Origin of the sequence: Microcoleus sp. D2_18a_B4 (assembly GCF_036702475.1) — a bacterium.
Classification (GTDB): Bacteria; Cyanobacteriota; Cyanobacteriia; order Cyanobacteriales; family Microcoleaceae; genus Microcoleus.
Genome location: NZ_JAUBTL010000016.1, coordinates 59081 through 73186, shown reverse-complemented (window position 1 = coordinate 73186; position 14106 = coordinate 59081). Strand labels below are relative to the sequence as shown.

The window sequence follows — 14106 nt, the reverse complement described above, 5'->3', positions numbered from 1 at the left end:
TGGTGATTCCATTGGGGGTGACAGCAGGTTTGTTTCCTAAGAGATTGCGAGAATCTCAAGTGCCAATTATCTTATTTATGTCGCGAATTGAACCGAAAAAAGGGCTGGATTTGTTAATTCCAGCATTAGAAAGTATTTTGGCATTGGGCATAGAGTTTCACTTTATTTTAGCTGGTTCAAATCCCCAAGATGCTGATTATGAAACACAAATTAAAGTACAAATTCAGAATTCAAGCTTAGCAAAATACACAACAATAACTGGCTTTGTGAGCGGTGATTTAAAAGTTGAACTATTGACAAAAGCCGACTTATTTGTATTGCCTTCTTATTACGAAAACTTTGGCATTGCTGTAGCAGAAGCGATGGCCGCCGGTGTACCTGTCGCCATTTCCGATCGCATACATATTGCGGAAGACATACAGCAAGCAGAAGCTGGTTGGGTGGGGCCTCTGGAAGTAGGGGCGATCGCCAATTCAATCAAATCAGCACTTCTGAATCCACAGGAGCGCCAACGGCGGGGATTGAACGGCCAAGAGTACGCAAAAAAGCATTATAATTGGGAGGCGATCGCCCAACAAACCATCGATGCTTACCAGGAGATTTTGTCATCTATAGCAGAAGGAAGAAGCAAGAAGGAAGTTCGGCAACGGATTCTGTAACGGATGTAACGGATGTCACGGATGTCAGGAAGAAGGAATAAGGAAGAAGGAAGAAGCAATAAAATCAATCGTTTCAGCCATTAACAACGTCCTAACCGTCTTGGCGGTTGCTATATTGACTAATGCAACAGCCATTTACCTTCTGCTTCTTCGCCTGCTGCGAGTTCTTGTACTGCTGCTATCAGAACTTGCAGGCGAGATTTTTTCATCGCTGCTATTTTAGCTGCAATACTTGTCAACAAAACTCTGCAATCCTGCCTGATATCCTGCTCCTACCGCCTGAAATCTCCACTCTCCATTCTTTCTATACAAACGACCAAATTCTACAGCAGTCTCTCGCGAAAAATTCTCTTTTAATTCATAGCGAACCAGTTCGCTTTTTGTATCCAAATTGGAAACTTTGATAAAAGCATTTTTGATATTGCTAAAATTTGCATTAATTTTATCTGCTTCGTGAATAGTGACAACAAAAGTTATTTCCTCAATTTCAGGATTAACTCTTTCTAAGATAACGCCGTAAATAGTCTTATTTTCTTGACTTCGGTTGTTTTTGTCAGGAATCGATTGCAGTACCGAACTGTCAAAGGATTGCAAATTATTGTAAAAGATAAAATATTTATCGTTAGGTATTTTGCCGTCAGCACCTAGCATAAACGCCGAGACATCTATCTCGTAGCTTTGTCCTGCCTCTGTCACCTGCCAACCGAGGGCGATCGCCATTTTTTTTAAACCGGGCGCTTCTTTAGAAATATTAAATCTCTCACCCTTACTTAATTGCATTGCCATCTGCTTATTTGTTAAACATCAAACTTTATAGCGTTAATGTTAATATTAAGTGGGACAATAACTTTTCTTCTTTAAGAAAACTTAATATTTGGTCTCTAATAGTTGGCATAATTAAAAATATGTGCTATTGCTCTCCGAATTTATTGAGATTTACTGAGAGAGAATTACGTAAGCAAAAACCGGGCTTTCTAAAAAACCCGGTTTCGGCAATTGAACTTAATTTGACTCTAATTTTGAGCATTTTCAGAACTAGGTGGCAGCGTCACAAAATTACCAAAAGCTCCAACCGTTTGATAGCTTTTTTTGCCCAGTTCAGTTGTATAAATGCTGACAACGCCTAAATTCTGACGCTGCGTTGTATTGTCGAGCAAGCTTTCGATCGTGCCCCGCTGCGAAGTCAGCAAATTCTTGCAACTGCCGATCAAAGTATCTGTAATGCCGCCCAAAGCTTTCGGCACGCGAGAATCTTTGCACACAGTGCTTTCCAACTCGTTTTGGAGTACGCCGGAAGCATAAGTTAGGTATTGATCTCTCCCAGGATTTGTAAATGCCATGCCGGCAGCCAGAAGAGTCAGGGCGAGCGCCACTTTTCCCACATTGCCGAAAAAATTAGAAGTTGGCTTGTTAGTATTCATTGCGTTATCAATATTCATTTTTTTTAGCCCCGTTGATTTATAAGCTTCTCTTGATTTAAACTACACCTCCTCAGAAACAGATTTCCGAAAGGAGGGGACAGTTTTTAGATTGGAGGCCAGTTGCGAGTAAGTCTCTCACTGGTTTACCTTCCTTTTACGTTTCCCCCTCCCTCAAATCCGGTAAATCTTCAACAAAACATTTAGCTGGTTCCTAGGCTCTGCCTGGGAACCGAGATCCAGAGGCTCTGCCTCGCTGATCCTCGCTTTGGAAGAGGCAGAGCCTCTGGATCTGCATCCCCAGGCAGAGCCTGGGGACGAGGAGCCTAGATTGGAAGAGGCAGAGCCTCTGGATGTGCATCCCCAGGCAGAGCCTGGGGACGAGGAGCCTGGGGACGAGGAGCCTGGGGACGAGGAATTTAAACTTAGTTTCGCTTTGATTTTTGCCGATCGATCTCCCGCTGCAACTCTTCAATCTGACGGCGCAAAGCCTCCGTCTCGCTGTTAGGCGTTTGGGACTTCACATCAACCGCACCCTCAGCTACAGCCCGCTTGTAGTTCCCCAGCTTAATTTGGCGGTATTCCTCGGAACTTGCCCAGTCTCGCAAATACCGCAGGCGTTCCACCGGGAAAGGGTGACTCAGCATCACACCTTGGCCGCCGTTGTAAAGTAAAAACTTATACACTTGGTTGAGATTGTCTCGATCGAGCTCTTGATAGTTGTCAGACTGGCGGATAAATTCTTGCAAACTGCATTGGTCAGCATATTTACTGCTAACTCCCGCAAGTTTCATCATCGTCTTCATCACACTGTTCAAGTCATCCGTCACCAACAAAGCCGCCCGGTCTGCCGATAATTCCGCCTTGCGCCGCCACTCGTAAAAAGCGAAAATTAAACCGCTACCGACCATATTTCCCAGCCCGAAAGTCATCTCGCCAATTGTCGAGGCGACGCTCATCGCCCACATCGCCATTTGATTTAAAGTTGGATGACCGCATTTAATGTGTCCCAACTCGTGAGCCAATACTACCCGAATTTCTGGCTCTTCCAATAAGTCTAAAAGACCAGTGTTTAATACTACATAAGGCTGGTTTTTTCCCAGGGCATAGCTGTTAACTGAGGGATTCTGAGAAACAAACAAACCCGGTTCGGGAAAAACATCTAAATCCTGCAAGCACTCCCGAAATATATGATAAATGCTGGCATATTGGCGGGGCCCGACTTGAATGCTATTTCCCATTAGGTAAACGAATTGCGGTCGTTCGTAGACAAATTCTACAAATTTGCTGGCAATTAAGTCAAATCCAGGCACGCTGCGTAACGCTTCCTCAGCTTGGCGATCGAGGGGATGCTGAAATGCTTCGCTAGAAATTCCCGTATAAGTAGGCATAGTTGTTGCAAAAGTTACATTTAAGATATCAGTAATGCCATCGCTGCGGGTGCTAGCTGGCGCCTGACTTATCAATCTTATCTTGACAAATATTGAACTGTTGTAGAACAGGCCGGAAAGCCTGTTCAAATTAGCGTTAAAATTGTGATTCTGGTACAGGCGCGATCGACAAACATCTTTCACAGTGCCTGTGTATCGCCTCACCCAAAAATTGGAACGTGCAAAAATGGCTATCCTGCAACTCGAAAACGGTACAACCTACACTCAACAAAGCGACATTACCCGAGAACTCGCTTCCTTAAACATTCAACTCAACCGCTGGCCCGTGGGTGACAGCGCTGAAATTCAAAATTTGTTAGCTAAAGATGCTCTTGACGACAATCAAAAAGAGCAAGTGTTGCAAGCCCTCGACAGTTACTTTCAACAGTTGTCGGAAAGTGCAGGCTATCAGGATCGCGACTTAATTGTACTGCACCCAGACATTCCCAACCTCGACACCTTGCTGTCCAAATTCAACAAGTGCCACATCCACGCCGATGATGAAGTCCGCTATATCGTAGCAGGGGAAGGCATTTTCGGCTTCGTGCGGCCCGACGGCAGCCAAGTCGAACTCACAGTGCAGCCAGAAGAATTTATCAACGTGCCGGCGAATACAGAACACTGGTTTTATTTGACAGCATCCCGGAAAATTAAAGCGGTTCGCTATTTTACCACCAAAGAAGGCTGGACGCCGGAGTATACCGATACGGAAATTCGATCGCGTTTAGCTGCTGTTTGAACAGAGATGTTGCACCATTCTCAATAAGCTTTTTATGAACAGGCAAGATGCCTGTTCCACAAAGAGTGAATTTTATTGTGGAACAGGCATCTTGCCTGTTCTTGAGAATGATGCAAGATGTGAGTTTCGATGCGTAAGTCCCGCAGTTGGCGGTTGGCAGTTGACGGTTGACGGCAATCTTCCAATCATCTAAAAATCCTCAAATCCCGCATCAAATTTTGTGGTTTGAAGATTGCAATATGCTCAAAGCAACCGCCTCCGCCACCTTAATCCCATCAATCCCAGCCGACAGGATTCCACCCGCATATCCTGCACCTTCCCCAGCAGGATAAAGACCTTCTGTATTCAAACTTTGATAATCTTCCTTGCGTTTAATCCGAATTGGTGAAGAAGTGCGCGTTTCCACACCAGTCAAAACCGCATCATCCATCGCAAATCCTTTAATCTGTTTGTCAAAAGCCGGAAGTGCTTCGCGGATAGCTGCGATCGCATAATCTGGCAAACTTTCGCTCAAATCTGTCATCACAACTCCCGGCGTATAAGACGGCTGCACACTGCCTAGCGCCGTGGAAGGGCGATTCGCCAAAAAATCACCCACAAGCTGCCCAGGGGCGTTGTAAGTGCCACCTCCTAACTCAAATGCCCGTTCTTCTAGGCGACGCTGAAACTCAATTCCCGCTAAGGGATGACCGGGATAATCCTCCGGCGTGATACCCACCACAATCCCGCTGTTAGCATTGCGTTCATTGCGAGAATATTGACTCATCCCATTAGTAACAAGTCGCCCCGGTTCTGACGCAGCCGCTACTACCAAACCACCGGGACACATACAGAAACTATATACAGAACGGCCGTTTTGGCAATGGTGAACCAGTTTGTAATCGGCTGCACCCAAAAGCTTATGGCCCGCGCGATCGCCAAAACGACAGCGATCGATCGTAGTCTGCGGATGTTCCACCCGAAAACCAATGGAAAAAGGTTTAGCCTCGATGTAAACCCCGCGCGAAAACAACATTTCAAAAGTATCGCGGGCGCTGTGTCCCACCGCCAGAACTATATAATTACTAGCAATATATTCTCCACTGGCGAGGGTAAGTCCCTGCACTTTTCCATTTTCGATGTGGATATCTTCTACACGAGTTTGAAACCGAATTTCTCCGCCTAATGATTCAATTTGGGCGCGAATACTTTGGACAATTCCCACCAGTTTGAACGTGCCAATATGCGGTTTATTAATATATAAAATTTCCGGTGAAGCTCCCGCATTCACAAGTTCCGCCAGCACCTTGCGTCCATAATGCTGAGGATCTTTAACTTGGCTGTAGAGTTTGCCATCGGAAAAAGTACCCGCACCACCTTCGCCAAACTGGGCGTTAGATTCTGGGTTAAATTCTGCTTTTTTCTTCCAAAATCCAAAGGTATCAACCGTGCGATCGCGCACTGCTTTTCCGCGTTCTAAAAGGATGGGACGAAACCCCATTTGTGCCAGCATCAGACCTGCAAACATACCGCACGGCCCTGTACCAATCACAATGGGGCGAATCGTCAAATTGCTGGGGGCTTTGGCTACATAGCGATAACTCGTGTCTGGTGTTACCATCACATGAGGATCTTTTTTGAAGCGTTGGAGAAGTTGCTTTTCCTGTGTCGTCTCTACATCCACAATATAGACAAGGAGGATTTCTGCTTTTTTACGAGCATCGTAGCTGCGCTTGAAGATGGAATAGCCGAGTAATTCTTCGGGGGGAATTTGCAGCTTTTTGAGAAGGGCATCGGCGATCGCATCTTGAGGATGATCTAGGGGGAGTTTTATTTCGGTTATTCTTAACATATAGTGGAAGGAAGAAGGAAGAAGGAAGAAGGAAGAAGGAAAGAGGAAGAAGGAAGGAAGAAAGAAGAATAAAAATCCCGAACAGAAGTATTATAACTATTTAACCGGAGATCCTACGGGCGATCGTCCTCGGTCGATCAATTTTTAATTTTTGAGTGGATAATTGAAGAAGCGTTATAATAAACAAAAAATTAAGTTTTGTAAAGACCCTTGACTGCAACATTTACACCCAAAAACAGCCGCACCTGGCACGCTCTCAACCCCCTGTGGCAAGGAGCCGAAGACGCAGTACAGAAGGGTTTGCCCCACACCAAGCTCGCACCGGCGTGGCAAATACTGCTCCTGGGTGACGGTTCCCCCACCCGTCATCTGCAACTGCTGACAGGGGAACCCACAGAAGTAGATGTGATCGATATGTCTTTAGTGGGTGAAGACGCAGACGGCGCGCCCCAGCAACTTGTCGCCGTTCCGGGGCCGCGCCTGCGCCGCCAAGTGTGGCTGCGGACTGCTTCGGGACAGCGCTTGGCCTATGCGACTTCTTGGTGGGAAGCGAGTCATGTAGATGAATATTTACAAAATAAATCTTTGCCAATTTGGGCTAGTTTAGCGAGGCTGCGGACAGAATTGTATCGCGATGTGCAGGGCATTTATTGCGGTAATTCGGTGGCTTTGGAGTCAGCTTTTGAACAGTCGGGGCCTTTTTGGGGGCGACACTATTTGTTTTGGCATCATGGTAAGCCCTTGACTCTGATTTATGAGGTTTTTTCTCCTTATTTAACTAAGTATTTGGGGCCGATGCAATTGGATGTGGATTGAGACTCAGATATTGCACCATTATCAAGAACAGGCAAGATGCCTGTTCCACAAGAAAATTCACTCTTTGTGGAACAGGCATCTTGCCTGTTCATAAACAGCTTATTGATAATGGTGCAAAATTTCAGTTGAGATTGAGTTCTTGCACGATTATCAATAAGGCTTTCAGGGCGGGCTAGAAGCCCAACCCCTACTCCCCACAAGAAAATTTATCCGATTATGGAACAGGCATCTTGTGGCTTTCAGGGCGTTGCTCTGAGCAACGCCCCACAAGAAAATTTACCGATTGTGGAACAGGCATCTTGCCTGTTCTTAAGAATTGTTCCGCCGAAATTTCACTCGCAAACCGTCGCGGGGATGCGGAGTCGGTACTGTGATCAAATTCAAATCTTGATCCGGTAAAAGTTCCCATTCAAACTCCCGAACAATCTTTGCCGCAAATAACTTCATCTCTAACCGGGCAAATTCTTTGCCCAAACATTCTCGCAAACCTCCACCAAATGGCACGTAACTGAACGGTTTAGCCGATCGATCGGAGCTAAATCGATCGGGGTCGAATCGATCGGGTTCGGGATAAACGGCGCTATCCTGATGCGTCTGATTGATTTGATAAAGTACCATCCAACCCTTGGGAATTTCGTAGCCGCCGAACTCGCAAGCATTAATTACCTGCCGAAAGCCGCCTCCCACTGGCGGAACCAACCGCAGCACTTCTCGCAGCACCTGTTCTAAATAAGTCATTTCTTTGAGCTGTTCCAATGTTAGCGGTTCGGTAGCGGGGAACTGCTGCTGTTCGGCGCGGACTTTGGCCATCACATCGGGATTTTGAGCTAGCAGAAGACAAAAAGAGGCGATCGCCGAAGTTAAAGTTTCGTGTCCCGCAAACAACAGCAACAGCACTTGATCTTTTAACTCCTCCAAACTCAAACTATTTCCCTCGTCATCGCGAGCCGAAATCAGCAAACTCAAAGCATCATTGTCGCTAGGGGTTCCTTGCTGGCGATCTATAATAATCTTTTCAAGTTCTGCCAACAGCAGCTTTCGGCACTTTTTCGCCTTGCCAAACTGACTCCAAGGCACATCTAAAGGAATGGAAAATAAACCATTGCACCACGTTTCAAAATAATGTCCTAGCGCCGTTTCCGAACCATTATCAATCCCTACTAACAACTTACCCGCAACATCAAAAGTATAATTCCTCAGTTCGGGATACCAAGTCATGGTTTCCATTCTGGCCCATTTTTCCAAATAGCGCTGAGTGATATCTTCCATCTCGCCGATGTAGCCTGCCAGAGCTCGCGGCCCAAATGCTTGGTACAACAACTTGCGGCGATTTTGGTGGTTAGCACCCGTTTGCAACGCCAAGGAAAGTGGCCCTAAAAGCGCTTTCGTGCTGGCAGGCCAAGTCACAGCAAAATATTGGTTTTCATTGCTTAAAACAAACAAATTAGCCTCTTGGCCACACACAAACACGGTAGGCTGTCCGAAAATGCTGGTTTTGAAAAGGGGCCCGTACTGCTGGTGGCGTTTTTTGGCAAATTGGGAATCTTGCAAAAAGTTGATAGTATCGCCAATTAGGGGTAAACCGAAACTGCCGGGAGGTAATGCCATTTTAGATTTTAGATTTTAGATTTTAGATTTTTAATATCATATCAATTTTAGTTGGAGGGTGGGCAATACGCAGCAGACAAATTTCTGGTAAAATAACTTTTCTCTGTGTGTAGCCTGTAGGGTGCGTCAGTCTTAAGGTTACTACAAAAATTTGTGGTTTTTCCAACTGACGCACCTTAGTCTTTTTGCCGACCAACCCATTTAACTTTCTGTCCTTTTAATCGGAATTTCGATTATAAATTCAGTGCCTTTTCCCACCACCGAGAAACACTTAATTTCACCTTTATGTTTTTCGACAATAATTGAATGGGAAATCGCTAAACCCATCCCCGTTCCCGAACCGACCCGTTTTGTAGTATAGAACGGGTCAAATATCCGCTGCTTGACTTGATCTGTCATACCTGCACCGTTATCAGAAATTCTAATCACAGCGAGACTACCTTTTACCTCTGTACGAATGCGGATAATTCCCGGATTTTCAAGCGATTCTTGTAAAACGTCAATAGCGTTAGCGATAATATTCATAAACACTTGATTCAACAGTCCAGCGTAGCACTCCACCAGTGGCAATTGTCCGTATTCTTTAACGAGTTGAATTGCGGGGCGATCTGGCTGAACTTTCAGACGGTGTTCTAAAATCATCAATGTGCTGTCGATGCCTTCGTGAATGTTAACCTTTTTCATGTCAGATTCATCAAGGCGAGAGAAATTCCGCAAACTCCGCACGATATCCCGGATGCGAGTAGCTCCCACCTGCATAGAAGACAGCATTTTCGGCAAGTCCTCTAGCACAAAATCCAGTTCTAAAACTTCTATTTCCTCCTGAATCGCTGGAGAAGCTTCCGGGTATTCATCTCGATACATTTGCACCAGTTTCATCAAGTTGCTGGCGTATTCTTCTGTGTAGGTAAGATTGCCGAAGATAAAGCTAACCGGGTTATTGATTTCGTGGGCAATTCCTGCTACCATCTGACCGAGACTCGACATTTTTTCGGCCTGCACGAGCTGAGTTTGAGCAAGCTTAAGTTCGCACAGAGTTACTTCGAGTTTGGCTGCTTGTTCTTGCGCTATCCGGGCTGAATCAACGCTTTTAGTGTAGAGTTCCGCTTGACTGATGGCGATCGACAATTGATCGCAAATTGCCGATAGCAACTCCACTTCGTCTTTGGTCCACCTGTGCACCTCGCGGCAAGAAGTGCAGCCAACAACTCCAGTTAAACCTCCTGCACTCTTAACCGGAAAATCCAAGACAGACTTGTAACCCACCTGTAAAAAGAATTCCCTTTCTACTGGATCGCTGAAAGTTGCCACATCATCTATTTGATACATTTCCAAATTAGCTATCTTTTGCGCCAGCGTCCCCGTTACCTCAGCAGGGTAATAACCCAAAAGCGAGAGCAAGTCATCATTTTTAGCTTCATGGACGATATCCCAAGCGGGCGTCTCGGCATCGGGCGTATACCACATAAACAGGCAGCGATCGAGTTGCAGCAAGTCGCGAATTTGCCGCACAGTTGTTGCCAAGATAGTATCTAAATCTAGAGAAGCGCGGATTTGACTGCCTAGCTGGTTGAGCAATTTTTGCTGCATTGCTGCTGCTTTTGATTCGGCGGCGGCGAGGCGAGATTTTTCGTAAAGTTCGGCTTGATTAATGGCGATCGCCAATTGAGTTCCTACTGCCATTAACAGTTCCACTTCTTCGTCTCTCCACAGCCGCACCCCGCTGCAAGCACCGCAGAGGATCGCGCCAATTTGACCCGACTGTGTTTGAAGGGGAATGTCCAGCAGAGAATTGAGTCCTACAGACATTAAAAATTCCCGTTCGGCTGGATCGGTTAATGCCTCAACATCGTCGATCTGAATTATTTCCAAATTGGCAATCCGCTCAGCGATAGAAGCAGTTGGCTCGACAGGATATAAACCCAAACGCGAGGGCCAATCGGCATTCTTTGCCTCGTATCTCACATTCCAAACCGGCGGCGAAGCGTCGGGTAAATACCAGATAAACTGACAGCGATCGAGTTGCAGCAAGTCGCGAATTTGCTGCACGGTTGTTGCTAAAATAGTATCTAAATCCAGAGATTCGCGGATATTGCTAGCTAGCTGGTTCAGCAGCGCTTCCTGCTCCGCTAATTTGCGGAATCTCGCTTCCGACTTTTGCAACTGTCTTTGAGCTTCTTTTTGTTTGGTAACGTCCAAACCCAAACCGATTAAGCCGATCGCGTTACCACAATCATCTTTGACCTTAGTTTTAATTGTGTCAAACTGGTGATATTCACCATCAGTAAGCTCTATAATTTCTTCCGTATAACATGGAATATCTTGGCTCCACGCTTGCGCGTCAGATGCCATGCAGTTAGCAGATTGTTCTAAGCCCAAAACTTCGGAATAGTGAGAGGCTGCTAAAAATCTTGATTCAGGTATAGCCACATCTTCGCAGAAAGTTTTGTTAACTAATAACATCCGCCCGCTAGCATTTGCCATCCATACCCAGATCGGAGCGTTGTCAATAATTGCCCTCAAAGTTTGCTTTTGTGTGGCGAGAGCAACTTCTGTTTGTTTGCGCTTAATCCCCAGGGCGATCGTATCGGCACTTGAGGCCAAAGCAATCAGCGTTGATTCGTTCAACTCGTGACGAGCAAACATCGCTATTACTCCCAGCAACTGATTGTCAACAATTAGCGGATATCCAGCAAAAGCCACCATTCCTTCTCGTGAGGCCCATTTTTTGTCCTTGATGCGAGGATCTTCTTGCACAGAATTAGTGATGTGAGGTTGTCGCTCCAGGGCGATTAAACCAATCTTGAACTCGCCGACAGCAATGCGGCTGTGAGCGCCGTCAATATGAGTATATATCCCCGCGCTTGCTTGCAGTTGCAATACATTTTCCTCTTCATTCAACGTCCAAATCCGAGCAAAGGCAACATCCAAATGGCGCACAACTGCATCGGCGCAATATTGCAAAGTTGCAAGCAAAGTCTGGTTTTGAGTTAGACCAATTCCCACATCTGCTGTGAATAAAGAAAGTTTTAATTGTTCTGCTAAAGCTTGTTCTGCTATTTTGCGCTCTGTAATGTCCGTAGCAGCACCGAGACGCTGCTTAATTTTTCCCTCCTCTGTTCTGCTAAACACAATTTCCCGGCTGACTAGCCAGCGCCAACAGCCTTTTTTGTCGCGCACCCGGTATTCGTACTCACCAACTTCGCCGTCGGGAGCAGTTTCCAATTCCTGCAAATATTCGGGAAATTTAGCTAAATCATCAGGGTGGATAATGGTTCGCAACAGACTGCTGCCCATTTTTTGAACTTCTTCGACGGTATAGCCCAGTGCGACAGTGATTTCGCGGTTGTTGTACACATTTCGCTGCTCGATCTCGTCGTAGAGATAGAGAATATTCGGAGTAGCATTGGCAATTTGTTCGATAAAACGCTGGCTTTCTTGCAGCGCTGCTTCTGCTTTTTTGCGATCGCTAATATCGCGAGCAACTCCCACTACACCCGTGATGTTTCCAGCTCGATCGCGCAAAGGACTTTTGCTAGAAAGAAGTCTCAGGATGTTGCCCTCGCTATCTTTTACTACTTCCTCGATCGTTTCCTCAATACCAGATTGCAATATCCGGCGGTCATTTTCCACCAGCATATCTGCAATCTCCGGCGGAAATAATTCTGCATCCTTTTTGCCAATAATTTCTGATTTTGGCAAACCAATAATGCCCGCAGCCGTAGAATTGAGCAATAGGTACCGGCTCTGAGTATCTTTGACAAAAATGCTGTCGCCTGTACTTTCGATTACGTTTTCAAACAGGATGTTGCTCTCTAGTACCGCTGCTTCTATTTCTTTGCGATCGCTGATGTCGCGAGATACGCCAACTACGCCGATAATATTTCCTTCGGCGTCTTTCCAAGGGCATTTTGTTGTTAGTAACGTCCGATTTTCGCCATTTTTGGGTACAATTTCTTCATAATTTAAATATTCTCCCGTTGTCACGATCCTGCGGTCTGCTTCGATAATTTGCTGGGCTATTTCTGGGGGAAATAAATTTGTATCGTCGCTGCCGATTATTGCCTCCACCGATGTTGAGAGCCAGTCAGCAGCAACGGAGTTAGCGATCGTGTAGCGACCTTGAATGTCCTTGACAAAAATGACATCCGGCGTACTTTCAATCACCGATCGCAAAATAGAATTGCTTTGCTGGAGGGACTGTTGGGCGAGTTTGGGATCGGTAATTTCGCGGCCGATACCATACATCAATTCTTCCTCGCAGAAAGGGCTAACTGTCCAGGCTACCCACTTGTAAGACCCGTTTCGACACTGCCAGCGATTTTCAAACCCAACGGCATTATTCCCCGCAGCAATACTTTCAGCTTGTTTTATAGTAGCTTCGCGATCGTCTGGATGCACGAATTCAATGAAGAGTTGGCCAATCATTTCGGCTTCGGAATAGCCGAGGATTTTTTCTGCTGCTGGGTTGATGCGTTTGAAATAACCATCAAAACCAATGACGCACAGCATATCTAGCGAGAGGCTAAAAAAGCGATCGCCCCCGTTGGGTTCGCTGGATGGACGATCGCTTCCCGCTAGGGCCCAAGAGGTTTTTAAGCGCCCCGATACCGCCAAAAAGACAATACTTGCTATTCCCAAAAATCCCAGGGCGACTTGGCTATCGTAGAAATTATCACCGCTGCCAGCTACGAGCCACCCGTTTAAGACAAGCAGTACAATTATCCAAATTGAGAATACACTGCCAGGGGCGATCGTCCCTACGCTAATTTTTTTTTCATACTCCTTGCTGCCTTCTGCCTTTTCTATTCTGGTGACTGCTGCCGTAATTTTTGTCCACAACACCTGTAGTAAGTTCGATAATTTAGTGCTTTTTGATTCTTCGATACGAACAGAAGATTTCATTTTTTTACTTTTGATCCCGTTTTACCTGTGGTGAGCCAAAATTACAATAAAGCTGTTTAAATATTGTAATATTTTCCTAGCTTGCGAAATCTAGCATTTTAAAATTTGCCTAAATCTACGCAACCCGACCATAGAATTAAGTGTATTTACGGAATTAGCGAGCAATCTCTTTTTAGCTGGGGTGGGCATTTTCTACTTTTTCCGACTCATATAGCAATCCTAAATGATTCAGATAAATTTATAGGGTAGTGCCTTTCTTTGCCTACCCCCTATCTATCGGGCAACCACGGGGAGTAGGGGTCGGATTGCCCCTACAATAATTATGCAAATGATTTAGGATTGCTATAGAGAGAGTTTATCTATAATACTACGCTACATATTGCTGTTAGTCATTGGACATTTGGCCTAATCTAGCTAATCCTGGACGTAGAACCTAATTATGTAGGGTTCGCCTGAAGCAGCTTGGCGCCTTATAGTAGCGTGTTATACCACTTTTTGCGTCCCGGAATGACCGCGTTGGATGTAGGAAAATAGCGTGGAGATCCCTGGCTGTGGGTTAAACAGCCCGGAATATTAGTCAAGTTCAAACAGGTTGAATTTGAGCATAAATTATGAAGTTAAAATTAAGATAAACGGCTGATTTGTGAAGATAAAAGGAAAAAAATCTTCGTAGCAGTTTTTCGTTGCACTCCTATGTTCG

Annotated in this window: 9 protein-coding genes; 3 read left to right on the top strand and 6 right to left on the bottom strand. The window is 45.6% G+C overall.

Annotated features, from left to right (window positions below):
• On the top strand, positions 1–659 hold a 659-nt coding region (locus tag QUB04_RS12185; protein WP_333284490.1), incomplete at its 5' end, for a glycosyltransferase.
• Positions 660–878: 219 nt separating this feature from the next.
• On the opposite strand, the gene QUB04_RS12180 is transcribed toward QUB04_RS12185, so the two are convergent.
• From QUB04_RS12180 to QUB04_RS12170, 3 genes are all read right to left on the bottom strand, one after another.
• Complete coding sequence (locus tag QUB04_RS12180) at positions 879–1439, bottom strand: TerD family protein (protein ID WP_333284488.1); 561 nt, start codon at positions 1437–1439, stop codon at positions 879–881.
• Between the two features lie 233 nt (positions 1440–1672).
• Positions 1673–2098 (bottom strand): DUF4359 domain-containing protein, encoded by a 426-nt coding sequence (locus QUB04_RS12175; protein ID WP_333284486.1) that lies wholly within the window; start codon positions 2096–2098, stop codon positions 1673–1675.
• Positions 2099–2502: 404 nt separating this feature from the next.
• Positions 2503–3468: a M48 family metallopeptidase gene (locus QUB04_RS12170; RefSeq protein ID WP_333284555.1), complete on the bottom strand. Its 966-nt coding sequence runs from the start codon at positions 3466–3468 to the stop codon at positions 2503–2505.
• Positions 3469–3694: 226 nt separating this feature from the next.
• Between QUB04_RS12170 and QUB04_RS12165 the strand changes: the two genes are divergently transcribed.
• Entirely contained in the window at positions 3695–4246 is a 552-nt protein-coding gene (locus QUB04_RS12165) for an acireductone dioxygenase (RefSeq protein ID WP_333056857.1), read from the top strand.
• 211 nt (positions 4247–4457) lie between these two features.
• On the opposite strand, the gene QUB04_RS12160 is transcribed toward QUB04_RS12165, so the two are convergent.
• Positions 4458–6077 carry an NAD(P)/FAD-dependent oxidoreductase gene (locus QUB04_RS12160; RefSeq protein WP_333284484.1) on the bottom strand — a complete coding sequence of 540 codons (1620 nt, stop codon included), beginning with the start codon at positions 6075–6077 and terminating at the stop codon, positions 4458–4460.
• Between the two features lie 210 nt (positions 6078–6287).
• On the opposite strand from QUB04_RS12160, the gene QUB04_RS12155 reads away from it, so the two are divergent.
• The gene (locus tag QUB04_RS12155) at positions 6288–6893 is read left to right on the top strand and encodes a chorismate lyase (RefSeq protein WP_333284482.1); all 606 of its coding nucleotides are present in this window, start codon (positions 6288–6290) and stop codon (positions 6891–6893) included.
• A 309-nt stretch (positions 6894–7202) separates the two neighbouring features.
• Here the strand turns inward: QUB04_RS12155 and QUB04_RS12150 are convergent, their stop codons facing one another.
• Together QUB04_RS12150 and QUB04_RS12145 are read right to left on the bottom strand one after the other, a co-directional pair.
• Positions 7203–8501 (bottom strand): cytochrome P450, encoded by a 1299-nt coding sequence (locus QUB04_RS12150; protein WP_333284480.1) that lies wholly within the window; start codon positions 8499–8501, stop codon positions 7203–7205.
• Positions 8502–8702: 201 nt separating this feature from the next.
• Complete coding sequence (locus QUB04_RS12145; RefSeq protein WP_333284477.1) at positions 8703–13406, bottom strand: PAS domain S-box protein; 4704 nt, start codon at positions 13404–13406, stop codon at positions 8703–8705.
• Between the last annotated feature and the right edge of the window lie 700 nt (positions 13407–14106).